This is a genomic window from Acidovorax sp. SRI_002, from assembly GCF_057586455.1.
Window position 1 is genome coordinate 505,652 of sequence record NZ_JBYCZW010000005.1, and the last position, 15,503, is coordinate 521,154.

The following is a 15,503-nucleotide window of genomic DNA, read 5'->3' on the forward strand; positions in this document are numbered from 1 at the left end:
TATTCAGATAATCAAACCGTGATCGCATCCAGCGGCCAGCGCGGCTTCACGTCAAAGGCGTAGTCGGTGTTGGCCTGCTGCTGCCCTGCCTGCAGCCGCATGGCCGCCGCCATGGCAATCATGGCGCCGTTGTCGGTGCACAGGTGCAGCTCAGGGTAGTGCACCCGCACCTTGGCGGCGGCACAGGACGTGTTGAGCTGCGCGCGCAGGTGCCGGTTGGCCCCCACACCACCGGCCACCACCACGCGCTTCAGGCCGGTCTGCTTGAGCGCGGCCAGCGTCTTCTTCACCAGCACTTCGACAATCGCAGCCTCCGTGCTGGCGGCCAAGTCGGCCTTGCGTGCCTCCAGTTCGTCACCCAGCTTCTTGGCCTGCGTGAGCACCGCCGTCTTGAGCCCGGCAAAAGAGAAATCGAGGTTGCCACTGTGCAACAGCGGGCGCGGCAGCTTGAAGGCTGCGGCATCGCCCTGCTCAGCCAGGCGCGAGAGCGCTGGCCCACCCGGGTAGCCCAGGCCCATGAGCTTGGCGGACTTGTCGAACGCCTCGCCAGCCGCATCGTCAATGGTCTCACCCAGGATCTCGTAGCGGCCCACGCCGTCCACACGCATCAGCTGGGTGTGACCGCCTGATACCAACAGGGCCACAAAAGGGAATTCAGGCGGGTCGGCGCTGAGGAAGGGCGACAGCAGGTGCCCCTCCAGGTGGTGCACGCCCAGCACCGGCTTGTCCAGTGCAGCGCCCAACGCGCACGCCACGCCCGCCCCCACCAGCAGCGCACCGGCCAGGCCCGGCCCGCGGGTGTAGGCCACCACGTCCACATCGGCCAGCGACTGGCCGGACTCGGTCAGCACCTGCGTGGCCAACGGCAACACGCGGCGGATGTGGTCACGGCTGGCCAGCTCGGGCACCACGCCACCGTAGGCCTGGTGCATCTCAATCTGGCTGTGCAGCGCGTGCGACAGCAACGTGGGCACGGCATTGCCCGTGGAACGGACCAATGCCACGCCCGTTTCGTCGCACGAAGATTCAATACCGAGGATCAGCAAACTCATGCCCCGAGTGTAAAACCCGGCCCCGTTCAGGGTCGGATGCAAAAACCCCTGCTGGCAGTCGCCAGCAGGGGTTGTGCGGATGGATGGCGCTTGCCGACGCGGCGGCTTGCTTACCAGCGGTCCGAACGCATGCGCAGTTCCCAGCTTCCGCTGCGCAGTTCATACACGCCCACGGCGCCGTAGCGCTGTTCGCCCTTGTCGTCCCAGGTCATGGTGCCGATCACGGGCGCATAGCCGTTGATGCTGTGCATGGCCTTGGTGATCGCTTTCGGATCGGCCGACTTGGCCTTCTGGATGGCGGCTGACAGCACATAGGTGCTGTCGTAGCTGTAGTGGCCGCCATAGGCCGGGGGCTTCTTGTAGGCCTCGATGTACTTTTCAAGGAAGGGCTTGCCGGTGGTGAACTCCTTGGCTTCCAGTACGGGCGATGTGGCGTAGACGCCTTCGACCATGCCCATGGCCTTGGTCATGTCGGTGGTCTTGATGGTGTCCCCGCCCAGCAGGCTGACCTTGGTGTGGTCCACCTTGCGCAGGGCTTCGAGCAGAGCCAGGGCCTGAAAGTCGTTGAGGGTGGACACGATGACCTCGACCTTGGCGGCCTTCAGCTCGCCAGCCAGTTCATCGAAAGCCACCGTCTTGTCGTCAAACGACTTGCGCACCACCACTTCCTTCTTTTCAGCCTTGAGCTGCTCGGCAGCCCCGTCGGCCAGGCCCTTGCCGTAAGGCGTGCCATCGTCCAGCGCAGCGTAGCGGGCGGCACCCAGCTGTGTGGCGGCAAACGAGCCGATAGCGCGCGCCTGCAAGGTGTCATTGGCCACCATGCGGAAGGTGGTTGGGAAGCCGAGTTGCGTGAACTTGGGGTTGGTGGAGATGGCGATCTGGGCGATGTCCTTGGCGGCGTAAATCGGAGCCGTCTCAATGCTCACCCCCGAATTCAGGTGCCCGATCACCGCCACCACGCCCGAGTCCACCAGCTGCTGCGCCACGGTCTTGCCGGTGGCGGCGTCGGCCTTGTCGTCCACCGACACCACCTCCAGCGTCACACGCTTGCCGTCCACGGTGTAGCCACCCTTGTTCAGTTCCGCCACGGCCAGGTTGACGCCGTTGAGCAAATCCTGCCCCAGCGCGCCCAAGGGGCCGGAGAGGGGCTGGGCCACGCCGATCTTGATGGTGTCGGGCACCTTGCTGCAGCCTGTCAGCACCAGCAGCGCGGATACCGCCACGGTGGTCAGGGCCAAGCCGGCAGAGATACGCCGCCGGTCAATGTGCTTGTTCATGCAAATCCTCTTGAATGGGTCAATGTGACCAGATGTATATGCGATGCGACCGGGTAGCTGCTATCGGGTATGCCCTGCCCATCGACAAACTATTAGCAAGTTTCAGGCCTTGGAAGCTGCCGCAACCTGCTGCCAGCCTGCAGCCCCGGAACGCACCGCTTCGATGCACCATTTTGTGGCGTAAAAATTGCTTATGCTCCTGGGTATGAACGAGTCTCTGCGCATCGTGGTGGTTGCCCCGGATCTGGCAGTCGCCGACCCCGCCGACGAACACGCCGTACTTCAGGCGGAACGGTCGCGGGCGCTGCGCATTGGGTTGCTGGAGAACAACTTCAACCTGGTGGCCACCCTGCCTGCCGATGTCTTCCTGAGCGAGCGCATCGCCCAGCTGCAGCCCGACCTCATCATCGTGGACGCCGAAAGCGAGGCGCGCGACGCGCTCGAACATGTGGTGATGGCCACGCGCGACGAGCGGCGCCCCATCGTGATGTTCACCAACGATGAGGACACCTCGCACGTGAAGGACGCGGTGGCGGCGGGCGTGTCGGCCTACATCGTGGCGGGCCTGGCACCCCAGCGCATCCGCCCCATCCTGGACGTGGCCATGGCGCGCTTCCAGCACGAACAGGCCCTGCGCGCCGAGCTGGCCGACGCCAAGACCGAACTGAAAGACCGCAAGACCATCGACCGCGCCAAGGGCCTGCTCATGCAGCGCCAGGGCCTGAGCGAACAGGCCGCGTACGAGAAACTGCGCAAGACCGCCATGGACAAGGGCCTCAAGCTGGTGGACGTGGCCCAGCGCATGCTCGATGTGATGGATCTGCTGGGTTGAATAGGTGACTTCCCCCTGAGGCGCTGTGCGCCTTCCCCCTTCTCTCGAATCGCTGCGCCATTCGGGAAGGGGGACGATGCCCTCGCTGCGGGGCGGCCCTTGCTTGGCATCCCTCGCCTGGGTCACGCCCGGGTCCACCGGCTTCTCCCCAAATGGTGCGCCGCACAAATGCAGTGCAGCACTCTGCGCGCGCACCATCTCCGCAAATTTTCAAGCCAAACTGGCCGCTACCGCTTAATAAATAAGCACAAGCAGCTACTAATTTGGTAGCAGATTATGCGCTGTATTGGAGCAAGGCCGGCATGAAAAAGGCTGGCACGCTGCTTGCATTAACCCTGGCAAGACCAAAGACGGTCCCACCACTGACAGCACTGACCCAATGGCGGGCCGGTGCTGACACAAGGCCCCCCAATGGGCTTTGCCATGGACAAAGGCGTCCCTCTCCGAGCCCGTTTGCGCATGCAACCAGGCCAGGGGAGGACGCCTTTTTTGTTTTCTAACGCACCGAGGAACCGCCCCATGACCGATCTGTTGAAAACCAGCCTCAACCGCCGCACCGTACTGCAGGCCGCCACCGTGGGCGCCGTGGGCGTGAGCCCCGCCCTGCGCGCCTTGGTGCATGCCCAGGGCTCGGACGCCCCCGAGAAGAAGGAAGTGAAGATCGGCTTCATCCCGCTGACCGACTGCGCCAGCGTGGTGATGGCCTCGGTGCTGGGCTTTGACAAGAAGTATGGCGTGACCATCATCCCCACCAAGGAAGCATCGTGGGCCGGTGTGCGCGACAAGCTGGTGAATGGCGAACTCGACTTTGCCCACGTGCTGTATGGCCTGGTGTACGGCGTGCACATGGGCACGGCCGGCCCCAAGAAGGACATGGCCGTGCTGATGAGCCTGAACAACAACGGCCAGGCGATCACGCTGTCCAAGGCACTGGCCGACAAGGGCGCGGTGGATGGCCCGTCCCTGGCCAAGTTCATGGCCGCCAACAAGCGCGAGTACACCTTCGCAGGCACCTTCCCGACCGGCACCCACGCGATGTGGATGCACTACTGGTTGGCCGCCGCCGGCATCAACCCGCTGTCGGGCGCCAAGCTGATCACCGTGCCGCCACCCCAGATGGTGGCCAACATGCGCGTGGGCAACATGGATGGCTTCTGCGTGGGCGAACCCTGGAACCACCGCGCCATCATGGATGGCATCGGAGTGACCGCCAACACCACCCAGGACATCTGGAAGGACCACCCCGAGAAGGTGCTGGGCACCTCGGCCGATTTCGTCAAGAAGAACCCCAACACCACCCGCGCCGTGATGATGGCCGTGCTGGAAGCCAGCCAGTGGATTGACGCCAGCCTGTCCAACAAGATGAAGATGGCCGAAACGGTGGCCCAGAAGTCCTACATCAACACCAGCGTGGACGCCATCAACCAGCGCATCCTGGGCCGCTACCAGAACGGCATGGGCAAGACCTGGGACGATCCCAACCACATGAAATTCTTCAACGACGGCGCGGTGAACTTCCCCTACCTGTCGGACGGCATGTGGTTCCTGACGCAGCACAAGCGCTGGGGTTTGATCAAGAGCCACCCCGACTACCTGGCCGTGGCCAAAGAGATCAACCAGGTGGACCTGTACAAGTCGGTTGCCAGCGCCATGAAGATCAACGTGCCCAAGGACCCGATGCGCACCGCCAAGCTCATGGACGGCGTGGTGTGGGACGGCAAAGACCCCGCCAAGTACGCCGACAGCTTCAAGATCAAGGCGTAAGCGCCCTGCCCCGCCCACCCTGCCAAGGAGAACACCATGGTCAGTGCCGTCTTTCACTCCCCGTTGGATGCAGCCCCCGTGGTTGCACAGAACGCTATGAATAATGTAGCTATCAACGCTTCACCAGCAAGCGCCAGAAGCCAAAAACAGTCCAAAGCCGAAACAACGGCGAGCCCCGCCCCTGCCAGTCGCGACTGGGCGGCCCTGTCGCGCAGTTTCTGGATGGCGGTGCTGCCGCCGCTCTGTGGCCTGGGCCTGCTCATCGGTCTGTGGGCGGTGGTATCCACCACCACGGGCGGCAGCATCCCCAGCCCGGTGGAGACCTGGAAGCAGGCGCTGGAAATCTTCAGCAACCCGTTCTACCGCAATGGCCCCAATGACCAGGGCGTGGGCTGGAATGTGCTGATGTCGCTGGAGCGCGTGGCCGTGGGCTTTGGCATGGCGGCGCTGGTGGGCATTCCGGCAGGCTTCGTGATCGGACGGTTCAACTTCCTGTCGCGCATGTTCAACCCGCTCATCAGCCTGCTGCGGCCGGTGTCGCCGCTGGCCTGGCTGCCGATCGGCCTGCTGGTCTTCAAGGGCGCCAACCCCGCCGCCATCTGGACCATCTTCATCTGCTCCATCTGGCCCATGATCATCAACACCGCCGTGGGCGTGCAGCGTGTGCCGCAGGACTACATGAACGTGGCCCGCGTGCTGAACCTGAGCGAATGGAAGATCGCCACCAAGATCCTCTTCCCCGCCGTGCTGCCCTACATGCTGACCGGCGTGCGCCTGGCCGTGGGCACCGCATGGCTGGTGATCGTAGCTGCCGAGATGCTGACCGGCGGCGTGGGCATTGGCTTCTGGGTGTGGGACGAGTGGAACAACCTCAACGTCAAGAACATCATCATCGCCATCTTCGTGATCGGCATCGTCGGGCTGGTGCTGGAGTTTGCGCTCATCAAGCTGGCCACCGCATTTACGTTTGAAGAGGTGAAAGCATGAACACGACCACCACGGCAGCATCCACACACCCCTCCATGAGCACCAAGTTCATCGAAGTCCACGGCGTCGAACAGACCTTCAAGACGGCCAAGGGCCTGTTCCCCGCGCTGCGCGACATCAACCTGACGATTGCCAAGGGCGAGTTCGTGGCGCTGATCGGCCACTCGGGCTGCGGCAAGTCCACGCTCCTGAATCTGATCGCCGGGCTGACCACGCCCACCAACGGTGCGCTGCTGTGCGCCAACAAGGAGATCAAAGGCCCCGGCCCCGAGCGCGCCGTGGTGTTCCAGAACCACTCGCTGCTGCCCTGGCTCACCTGCTTCGACAACATCTACCTGGCCGTGGAGCGCGTGTTTGGCGGCAAGGAAAGCAAGGCCCAGCTCAAGGCCCGCACCGACGCCGCACTGGCCCTGGTGGGCCTCACGCCCGCTGGGCAAAAGCGCCCCGGTGAAATCTCTGGCGGCATGAAGCAGCGCGTGGGCATTGCCCGGGCACTCTCCATGGAGCCCCAGGTGCTGCTGATGGACGAGCCCTTTGGCGCGCTGGACGCCTTGACCCGCGCCAAGCTGCAGGACGAATTGCTGGAAATCGTCGCACGCACCCAAAGCACCGTGGTCATGGTGACCCACGACGTGGACGAGGCCGTGCTGCTGTCCGACAAGATCGTGATGATGACCAACGGCCCGGCCGCGACGATTGGCGAAGTGCTGACCGTCGACCTGCCCCGCCCCCGCAAACGCGTGGAACTGGCCGAAGACCCGCAGTACGTGCACTACCGCAAGGCGGTGATCGATTTCCTCTACACCCGCCAGGGGCACGTCGAAAAAGCAGCTTGACCCGCTGGGCTCCAGGCCCGATAACACGGCAAATCAAAAGGGCTCTGACCAGATCGTTCAGAGCCCTTTTTCGTTTTATCCCCATGGCAGGGCCGTCGCACGCGCGCAACCCCAGGCCAGCGCCCCGCGCAAGGGACGCCCCGCCGCGCTGGGGGCGTCCCCCTTCTCTCGAATCGCGCAGCGATTCGAGAGAAGGGGGAAGGCGCGCAGCGCCTCAGGGGGTTGCCCTTTAATGGGCTCCAGTGATGTACTGCTCCAGCTGTTCAATGATGAATTTCTGCTCGGAGATGATGTCCTTGACCAAGTCCCCGATCGAGATCATGCCCACGAGTTTGCCGTTGTTGTCCACCACGGGCAGATGGCGCAGGCGGCCGGTACTCATGATCTGCATGCACTGCTCGCTGGTCTGCTCGGGCCGCACAAAGCGTACCGAGGTGGTCATCACATCGCGCGCCAGCGTGGCGGCTGACGTGCGGCCCAGCAGGGCAATCTTTCGCGCGTAATCGCGCTCTGTGAAGATGCCCACAATGGCATCCCCCTCGGTAACCACCAGGGCGCCGATGCCCTTGTCGGCCATGAGCTTGAGCGCATCGAACACCGACGCCGTGGGCGCAATGGTGTGGACAGTGGCGTCCGGTTTGGACTGAAGAATTTTGGCGACTACGGTCATGAAACCTCCCTCGTAACACCTGGAACAGGTACAGAGAGATTTCAGCCCATAAGCCCAACGGGCGCAAGCCGCGCAAGCCCGATTTATCCCGCTTTTGAGCCCGGTGTGGCAACAGCGATGCATATGTTTCGACCCTGTTGCATTCGGCCGAACCCGAAACAAACTGAAAAGAACCGAAACGGCGACGAGACGACGCCGCAGCGCCGGCCGGGCACGATACAGCCCATGTCCAACGCACTTCCAAAGGAATCAACGCCCACCCTTCTTGCCTCGGATCGATCGCTTGCGACCGGCTGCGGGCCTGAGATTCTTCTCATTGGCCACAGGCAGGAAACAAGCGTCCAGATTGTTTCCAAAACTGGAACAGTTAGTTTGCGACCAGCTGGTTTTTCTTCATCCACCTGCGGCGTACAGTTCATCCCATCGATGAGCCGAACCCGCAAGGCGACTCACCGAACCCGGTGCGAAGCAGGTTGCTTTTGATCTTCGCTCCGGCTTTTTTGAGACGCTTTTTTTAACTTCAAGGACTTTCATCATGAACAAGACTGCACGTTTTCTCTCTATCGCCGCTGTGGCTGCTTTCGCTTCTTTGGGTGCCCAGGCTGACGAAGCTGATGGTTCGCAATTTGCCCTGAAATTCGACACGAACCGCACCCGTGCCGAAGTGGTTGCCGAAGCCGCCGCCGCAGTCCAAATGCGCAGCCAGGAGCCAGCAGGCTCCCGCGTGGTGACCTACAAGTCCACGGTAGACCGCGCTGCAGTGCGTGCCGAAGCTGCCGCACAAGCCATGCGCACTGGCCGCGTGGGCCCCGCTGAAGGCGGTTGATTCACCTTTTTGAATCCACGGCTTCGCGCTTCACGTATTCCAGACACCTCGTCCCCATTTTTTGAATTTCACAGGAGTTTCACCATGAACAAGACCGCACGTTTCCTCTCCATCGCTGCTGTTGCCGCTTTCGCTTCCTTCGGTGCCCAGGCTGACGAAGCCGATGCATCGCAATTCGCCACGAAGTTCGAAACCAGCCGCACCCGCGCTGAAGTGATGGCTGAAGCCTCCACCGTGCCCCAGACCAGCGGCGCCATCCCCGTCGGTTCGCGTGCTCTGGTCTACACCTCCACGGCTGACCGCAATGCAGTGAACGCTCAGGCTGTGGACGCGCTGCGCACCGGCAAGATCTCTTCCGGCGAAATCGGTTCGCTGTAATTTGCCGGGTCTGCGCTGTGGCGCAGACCCTGAATTGCAAATGCAAAAAGGCCGAGGCCCCGCATGGGGCCTCGGCCTTTTCTATTGCCGGGGCTGAGCCCCGTCAACAAGCGTTGGTTTACTTGCCAGCCCGTGCCTGCGCCACGGCGCCCTGCACATCCTTCCACAGGCTTTCACCCACATTGGCAGCGATGCTCGCGTTCACGGCGCTGAGCTTTTCGCGCATGCGGTTGGCTTCGGCGGCAGGCAGCTCGTTCACTTGCATGCCTTTGCCCTTGAGGTCGGCCAGCGCCTTGTCGGCCTCGGCACGCGTGTCCTGGCGCTCGAAGTCGCGGCTCTTCTTGGCGGCGTCGAGCAGCACCTTCTGCTCGGCCTTCGACAGGCCGTCCCAGTATTTCTTGCTCACCAGCACGATCCAGGGGCTATAGACGTGGTTCGTCACCGTGAGGTACTTCTGCACCTCATAGAACTTGCTCGACAGGATGGTGTTGTAGGGGTTCTCCTGGCCGTCAACCGTCTTGGTTTCGAGCGCGGTGAAGAGCTCGGAGAACGGCAGCGGCACCGCGTTGGCACCCAGGGTCTTGAAGCTGTCGAGGAACACGTTGTTCTGCATCACGCGCAGCTTGATGCCGTCCATGTCTTCCAGCTTGTTGACGGGGCGCTTGCTGTTGGTGAGGTTGCGAAAGCCGTTCTCCCAGTACACCAGGCCCACCAGGCCTTTTTCCTGCAATTTGTCCATCACCTTCTGGCCCACAGGGCCATCCAGCACCACATCGGCCTCCTTGGCGTTGTTGAACAGGAAAGGCGTGTCCCAGATCGCCATTTCTTTGGTGATGCCGACCAGCGTGGCGGTGGAGCCCACCATCATTTCCTGCGCGCCGCCGATCAGGGCCTGCTGCATCTGCACATCAGAGCCCAGCGCCGCAGCACCGATGGCGCGCACCTTCATCTTGCCGCCCGAGGCTTTTTCGACCTCTTCGGCAAACAGCTTGGTGGCGCGGCCCTGGTTGGACACCTCGTTGAGGCCATAGCCAAAACGGATGATGCGCGGCTTGATGTCTTGCGCAGCGACCTGGAACGAGCAGGTGATGGCGGCCACCGACAGGGCGGCGAGCAGGGTACGGCGGAAAGTTTTCATGGTTGTCTCCATTGGCGAAGGAAAGAAAGGCACGGGAAAAGAGGGCGCAGCATCGTCAACGCATCCACAGAACCGGAGCGGTCACGATCTGCGGAAACACGACCAGCAGTGCCAGGATCAGCACATAGGTGAAGAGGAACGGGTTCACGCCTTTGATCACGCTGTGCATCGAGATGCGCCCCACCCCGGCCACCACGTTGAGCACCGTGCCCACGGGCGGCGTGATGAGGCCGATGGCGCCGTTGAGCACAAACATCAAGCCGAAGTACACCGGGTCGATCCCCGCCTTGACGGCGATGGGCAGCATCACGGGCGCAAAGATCAGGATGGTGGGCGTGAGGTCCAGCGCCGTGCCGATGAGCACCAGCACGATCATCATCACGGCCATCAACAGGCGCGGGTTCTCCACCAGCGGGCCCAGCCAGCTGGTCAGCACATTGGGCAGGTCGGCCAGCGTGATCATGTAGCTGGCCACCTGGGCACCGGCGCACAAGAACATCACGATGGAAGTCGTCTTGGCCGCGCGCACCAGTACGCCATAGATGTCCGCCAGCTTCATCTCGCGGTGGATGAAAAGTGCCACCGCCAGCGCATAGAACGCGGCCACCACGGCGGCCTCGGTGGGGGTGAAAACCCCCGTCTTCATGCCGCCGATGATGATGAGCGGCATCAGCATGGCCCAGAAGGCGCGTGCCGTGGCGCGCAAGCGGTCCTTGGCGGGCAAGGGTTCGCCCTTGGGCAGATCCAAGCCGCGCAGCACCCAGCGCCAGGCAAAGATAAGGCCCGCGCCCATCATCAAGCCAGGCACGATGCCCGACACAAACAGCGCAGAGATCGAGGTGTTGGTCGTCACGCCATAGATCACGAACGGCATGGACGGCGGAATGATGGGCGCAATGATCCCGCCCGAGGCGATCAGCCCTGCCGAGGTGTTCATCGGGTAGCCCTGCTGGCGCATCATGGGCAGCAGGATGGTGGCCAGCGCGGCCGTGTCGGCCAGGGCCGACCCGCTCATGCTGGCCATCAGCACCGCAGCGCCGATGGCCACATAACCCAGCCCGCCCCGGATATGCCCCACCCATGCCTGCGCCATGTCGATGATGCGACGGCTGATGCCGCCTGAGTTCATCAACTCACCGGCCAGGATGAAGAACGGCACGGCCAGCAGCGGAAAGCTGTCCACCCCGGCCACGAGGTTCTGCGCGAGCAATTGCGTGTCGAAAAAATCCAGCACCCAGGCCATGCCAGCGCCAGTGAGCACCAGGGCCAGGCCCATGTTCATGCCGGTGCCCATCAGCACCAGCATGCCCAGCGAAAAAACGATAAAAGCCTGCGCTTCGGGTCCCATGGCCATCATCACTTACTCCACCTCGGCGCCGTGACCGAGGTCCAGCGGCTTGCGTTGAAACAACTCGATGACCGCCATCACTCCGATGGCCACCGCGCACAAAAAGGCCGGCAGTGGTAGCAACGCCGCCGGGTAGGCCATGACGACGGAGCGGCTGCCCATGCCCACCACTACCTGCTGCCAGGCGCCCCAGGCCAACATGGCGCTGGCGCTGATCACCAGCAGCCGGATCACGGCCGTCAACAGGCCGAAGGCCACCGGTCGCTTTGCCAACAAGCCCGCCAGACTGGTAAAGGCCATGTGCTCACCGGCGGGGTAGGCCGCTGCGGCGCCGATAAAAACCATCCAGACAAACAGCAGGCGCGACAGCTCTTCGCTGGCCGCCACACCGCTGCCAAAGCCGTAGCGCAGCACCACGTTGATGAACACCGCCACGGCCATCACGCCGAGGCAACTGGCCATCAGCAGCTGGGAGATCCTGGCGAACCGGCTGAGCGACGGCTGCAGTTGCGCTTGTTGTGCAGGGGAATTCATGCAGACTCCTGGGCGGCGATCCAGGCCGAAGCCTGTTGCTGCAGCGTGGCCAGATCCAACAGCGCATCGAGCCGCAACACGCCCGCCTCGCCCACCGGTGACTCCAGCGTGGCGAACTGGCTGTCCACCAGCGCGCTGGAAAAGAAATGGGTGCCCGCGCGCGCCGCCACACGTTGGCCTGCGTTGGCGCGGTCGATCTCCAGGAACACGAACCGCAACCCCGGACAGGCGCCGCGCAGCCGGTCTCGGTAGGCCTTCTTGAGCGAAGAGCAGGTCAGCACCGCGCCGTGCGGGTGCGCCTGCAGCAATTGCCCCAGCGTGGCCAGCCAGCCCTCGCGGTCTTCGTCGGTCAGGGCAATACCCTGGCGCATCTTTTCGCGACTGGCCGGGCTGTGGTGGTCGTCCCCTTCGATCAGGGGCAGCCCTTCGGCCTGCGCCAGCGCAGCGCCGAGGCTGGACTTGCCACATCCGGCCACACCCATGACCACCAGATAAACCGTTGACGGCAAAACACTCATATTGGTAGCGCTATCCAAGCAATCCGTAAAAAAGGCATCCGGTCCCGGATGCCGCCCAAACTGTGGCAAGTTCTTCAACTTCATCCAAAATGGCGGGCATCGCCTTGCTCCATCGCTTGGACAGCGCTATCCTAACCATATCAATCTCAACCCCCATGAGGGTTAACCCTTGAACAAAACCGAGACAAGACGCCGCTCCAGCGGCCGCATCACGCTGAACGACGTGGCCAAGGCCGCCGAGGTGAGCCCCATCACCGCGTCCCGTGCCCTGCGCGGCGAGCGCGGCGTGGCGCAAGAACTGGTGCAGCGTGTGAAAGACGCCGCCGCACAACTGGGCTACGTGCCCGACCCCGCCGCCCGCGCACTGGCCTCGCAGCGCAGTGTGCAGGTGCCGGTGCTGGTACCGCTACTGTCCAACGCACTGTTTGTAGACGTGCTGGAGGCCGTGCACCGCACCCTCTTCCCACACGGCTACCAAGCCCTGATTGGCGTGACGCACTACGACCCGCAGGAAGAAGAGCAGCTGCTGCGCACCTACCTGGCCCACCGCCCGGCGGGCCTGCTTGTCACGGGCTTTGACCGCACCGAGGCCGCCCGCCACATGATTGCCACCAGCGGCGTGCCCTGCGTGCACTTGATGGAAATGACGCCCGCACCCGGCGTGTTCTGCGTGGGCTTTTCGCAGCAGGACGCAGGCCACGCGATGACAACCCACCTGCTGTCGCGCGGCCACAAGAACATCGCATTCGTTGCCGCCCAGCTGGACCCACGCACCATGCAGCGCGCCGAAGGCTACCGCCGTTGCCTGCGCGAGGCGGGGATGTACGACCCACGGCTGGAGCTGCTCAGCCCTCAGCCTTCATCCATCCGCCTGGGCGCAGAGCTGCTGGAAGAGGTGCTGCGCACCCGCCCTGGCGTGGACGCCGTGTTCTTCTGCAACGACGACCTCGCGCAGGGTGGTCTGCTGGCCGCCCAGCGTCTGGGTCTGGACGTGCCTGGCCGCGTGGCCATCGCCGGCTTTAACGATCTGGCAGGCAGCGACCAGATGCTGCCGCCGCTGACCACCGTACGCACCCCGCGCTCGGCCATCGGCGAGGCCAGTGCGCAGATGCTGCTGACGCTGATGCGGGGCGAGATGCCGGAGAAAAATTCAGTGAATCTGGGGTTTGAGCTGACAGTGCGGGCAAGTACATAAGCCCCCTGAGCCGCTTCGCGTCTTCCCCCAGGGGGACGCCACCTGTGGCCTTGCGAAGCCGTTCCACGGTGGCACTGGTGATGGCACCGTGCCAGTTTCCAGGACTGCGTGAAATCCCTTGGCGCTCAGAGCGCCGCCAAGGCGCGGCTGGACGACGATGCGCCCTTGCCAGCCTTCATCTCCTTGCGCAACGCCACCGCATCCCGCGCCTGGCTGGGCGCCGACGCATCGATGCGGAACACCTGCACCGTCTCGGTCATCGTCTGCGCCTGCCCGTTGAGCTGCATCGCCGAGGCGGCGTTTTCCTCCACCAGCGCGGCGTTCTGCTGCGTGATGGTGTCCAGTTGCGCCACAGCGGCGTTGACCTGAGAGATGCCGCTGAGCTGTTCGTTGGACGCGCTGTGAATTTCACCGATCAGCGTGTTCACGCGGCGCACCAGCTCCAGCGATTCGGTCATGGTCTTCTGCGCTGCGTCGGTCTTTGCGTGGCCTTCGCTCACCTTGGTGGCCGAGTCGTCGATGAGCTGCCGGATTTCCTTGGCGGCAGAGAGCGTACGGTGCGACAGGCTGCGCACCTCGGAGGCCACCACCGCAAACCCTCGCCCCTGCTCACCCGCACGCGCGGCCTCCACGGCGGCGTTGAGCGCGAGGATATTGGTCTGAAACGCAATGGAGTCGATGAGCTGGGTGATCTCGCTGATGCGGCCGGAGGCAGTCTGGATCTGCTTCATGGTGCTGGCCACGCCGTCCACGGCTTCGCTGCTGCGCTCAGCCACCTGGGTGGCCTGGGTGGCCAGCACGGTGGCTTGGCGGGCCGATTCGGCCGTCTGCTTGACGGTGCCGGTGATTTCCTCCATCGACGCCGCCGTCTGCTCCAGGTTGCTGGCCTGGGCTTCGGTGCGTTCCGACAGGTCCTGGTTGCCCTGCGCGATCTCGCGGGTGGAAAGCTGCATGTGTTCGCTCTCCTGGCGCGCATCGCGCACGATGGACAACAGGTTCACATTGAGCTGGGCCAGCGCCTTTTGCAGCTGACCCACGGTGTCGCTGCGCGACGCCGCAATCTTCTGGGTAAGGTCGCCTGCGGCCATGCGGTTGGCCCAGCGCAGCATCTGCGACAACGGCGCCACGGTGGCCCGGTGCAGGTACACCGCCATGCCCAGGGCCAGCAGCACCACGCCCAGCCAGGCTGCGCCCGCCGCGACGGTCATGGTGTGCCCGCCCAGCAGCGCAGCCCCCCACGACGCGAACACCAGCAGCAGCGTGCACAGCATGATCTTGCCGAGCGGCCCAAGCTGCACTGCGCGGGCCATGCGCCCCCAGAGCGTGTTCTTGACGATCTGCCCCTCGCGCAGCACGTGCACCAGGGTTCCAGCCTGTTTTTCGGCCTGCATCTGGCGGTAGAGCTGGTCGGCGGCCTGTATCTGGTCGCGGGTGGCCTCGGTGCGCACGGACATGTAGCCCGTGGGCTGGTCGCCCTGCATGAGCGGGGTGACGTTGGCCATCACCCAGTAGAAGGTGCCGTCCTTGCGCCGGTTCTTGACCGGGGCCGACCACGGGTTGCCGCTGGCAATGGTCTCCCACATGTCTCGGTAGGCCTCCTCGGGCATGTCGGGGTGTCTGACGATGTTGTGGGGCTGGCCCAGCAGCTCTTCCTTCTCGTACCCGCTGACCTCGATGAACATCGGGTTGCAGTACAGGATGCGGCCCTTGAGATCGGTGGTGGACACCAGGGTCTGGCCTTTGGGGAACGCATATTCCTGCGTGCTGATCGGGAGATTGACGCGCATGGGGACCCTCCTCAGGGAATGCCCCGTCACCCAAGAACCGGGCAACACGGCAACGGATGAACCGAATACATCCTATGTTGAATTTTTATGATTTGAAACACCTAAGTGGCTCTGCTGGTTTGCAGCCACCAAATTGGTGCATCGCGCCAAAAAAGTGCATCACACCGGAGCACGCTGCACTAACTTGGACTGGCAGGCAATTTTAACTTCAAATTTGATAGCAAAAAACTCTCGATACGCAAGCGCCAGCTGCCGTTTTTACTCAAACCAAGTGCCACCAGAACTTGGCACATCCTTTGCATGTTCAGCACCACGGTCAACGCTGGCCGTGTGTCAGCCCGGTGCAACGGCGGATTGGGCG

General features: G+C 63.4%; 15 protein-coding genes. 7 read left to right on the forward strand and 8 right to left on the reverse strand.

All coding sequences use genetic code 11. The annotated features are described in order from the left end of the window. Positions 1-11 precede the first annotated feature (11 nt). Together tsaD and AC2YJX_RS16660 are read right to left on the reverse strand one after the other, a co-directional pair. Positions 12-1,052: a tRNA (adenosine(37)-N6)-threonylcarbamoyltransferase complex transferase subunit TsaD gene (tsaD, locus tag AC2YJX_RS16655; RefSeq protein ID WP_056058330.1), complete on the reverse strand. Its 1,041-nt coding sequence runs from the start codon at positions 1,050-1,052 to the stop codon at positions 12-14. A gap of 110 nt (positions 1,053-1,162) precedes the next feature. Further along, the gene (locus AC2YJX_RS16660; protein WP_121419415.1) at positions 1,163-2,329 is read right to left on the reverse strand and encodes a branched-chain amino acid ABC transporter substrate-binding protein; all 1,167 of its coding nucleotides are present in this window, start codon (positions 2,327-2,329) and stop codon (positions 1,163-1,165) included. 205 nt (positions 2,330-2,534) lie between these two features. On the opposite strand from AC2YJX_RS16660, the gene AC2YJX_RS16665 reads away from it, so the two are divergent. The 4 genes from AC2YJX_RS16665 (at position 2,535) to AC2YJX_RS16680 (ending at position 6,748) form a co-directional block, all read left to right on the forward strand. After that, entirely contained in the window at positions 2,535-3,161 is a 627-nt protein-coding gene (locus AC2YJX_RS16665; RefSeq protein WP_121419414.1) for an ANTAR domain-containing response regulator, read from the forward strand. 519 nt (positions 3,162-3,680) lie between these two features. Then, positions 3,681-4,925 (forward strand): CmpA/NrtA family ABC transporter substrate-binding protein, encoded by a 1,245-nt coding sequence (locus AC2YJX_RS16670; RefSeq protein WP_121419413.1) that lies wholly within the window; start codon positions 3,681-3,683, stop codon positions 4,923-4,925. A gap of 36 nt (positions 4,926-4,961) precedes the next feature. After that, positions 4,962-5,912 carry a nitrate ABC transporter permease gene (gene ntrB / locus AC2YJX_RS16675; protein WP_487256687.1) on the forward strand — a complete coding sequence of 317 codons (951 nt, stop codon included), beginning with the start codon at positions 4,962-4,964 and terminating at the stop codon, positions 5,910-5,912. Continuing rightward, entirely contained in the window at positions 5,909-6,748 is an 840-nt protein-coding gene (locus AC2YJX_RS16680; protein ID WP_487256688.1) for an ABC transporter ATP-binding protein, read from the forward strand. Before ntrB ends, AC2YJX_RS16680 begins: the two co-directional genes overlap by 4 nt. 229 nt (positions 6,749-6,977) lie before the next feature. On the opposite strand, the gene AC2YJX_RS16685 is transcribed toward AC2YJX_RS16680, so the two are convergent. Continuing rightward, complete coding sequence (locus tag AC2YJX_RS16685; protein ID WP_487256689.1) at positions 6,978-7,418, reverse strand: CBS domain-containing protein; 441 nt, start codon at positions 7,416-7,418, stop codon at positions 6,978-6,980. A 535-nt stretch (positions 7,419-7,953) separates the two neighbouring features. Between AC2YJX_RS16685 and AC2YJX_RS16690 the strand changes: the two genes are divergently transcribed. Next, a complete protein-coding gene (locus tag AC2YJX_RS16690) occupies positions 7,954-8,244 on the forward strand; it encodes a DUF4148 domain-containing protein (protein ID WP_055400238.1) in 291 nt (96 codons plus the stop codon). 84 nt (positions 8,245-8,328) lie between these two features. Then, positions 8,329-8,622, forward strand: a complete 294-nt coding sequence (locus AC2YJX_RS16695) for a hypothetical protein (RefSeq protein ID WP_055400235.1) — start codon at positions 8,329-8,331, stop codon at positions 8,620-8,622. Positions 8,623-8,740: 118 nt separating this feature from the next. Here AC2YJX_RS16695 and AC2YJX_RS16700 read toward each other — a convergent pair whose 3' ends face one another. Genes AC2YJX_RS16700 through AC2YJX_RS16715 form a run of 4 tightly spaced genes read right to left on the reverse strand, consistent with a single transcriptional unit; the run spans position 8,741 to position 12,124 of the window. Further along, entirely contained in the window at positions 8,741-9,760 is a 1,020-nt protein-coding gene (locus AC2YJX_RS16700; protein WP_121422628.1) for a TRAP transporter substrate-binding protein, read from the reverse strand. Positions 9,761-9,815: 55 nt separating this feature from the next. Then, the gene (locus tag AC2YJX_RS16705; RefSeq protein ID WP_121422627.1) at positions 9,816-11,108 is read right to left on the reverse strand and encodes a TRAP transporter large permease; all 1,293 of its coding nucleotides are present in this window, start codon (positions 11,106-11,108) and stop codon (positions 9,816-9,818) included. A gap of 12 nt (positions 11,109-11,120) precedes the next feature. Continuing rightward, entirely contained in the window at positions 11,121-11,642 is a 522-nt protein-coding gene (locus AC2YJX_RS16710; RefSeq protein ID WP_487256690.1) for a TRAP transporter small permease, read from the reverse strand. Beyond that, positions 11,639-12,124, reverse strand: coding sequence for a gluconokinase (locus AC2YJX_RS16715; protein WP_228900224.1), 486 nt, complete (start codon positions 12,122-12,124; stop codon positions 11,639-11,641). Before AC2YJX_RS16715 ends, AC2YJX_RS16710 begins: the two co-directional genes overlap by 4 nt. A 205-nt stretch (positions 12,125-12,329) precedes the next feature. Between AC2YJX_RS16715 and gntR the strand changes: the two genes are divergently transcribed. Beyond that, the gene (gntR, locus tag AC2YJX_RS16720; protein ID WP_487256691.1) at positions 12,330-13,355 is read left to right on the forward strand and encodes an HTH-type transcriptional regulator GntR; all 1,026 of its coding nucleotides are present in this window, start codon (positions 12,330-12,332) and stop codon (positions 13,353-13,355) included. Positions 13,356-13,480: 125 nt separating this feature from the next. Here the strand turns inward: gntR and AC2YJX_RS16725 are convergent, their stop codons facing one another. Further along, the gene (locus AC2YJX_RS16725) at positions 13,481-15,142 is read right to left on the reverse strand and encodes a methyl-accepting chemotaxis protein (protein ID WP_121507108.1); all 1,662 of its coding nucleotides are present in this window, start codon (positions 15,140-15,142) and stop codon (positions 13,481-13,483) included. Positions 15,143-15,503 lie beyond the last annotated feature (361 nt).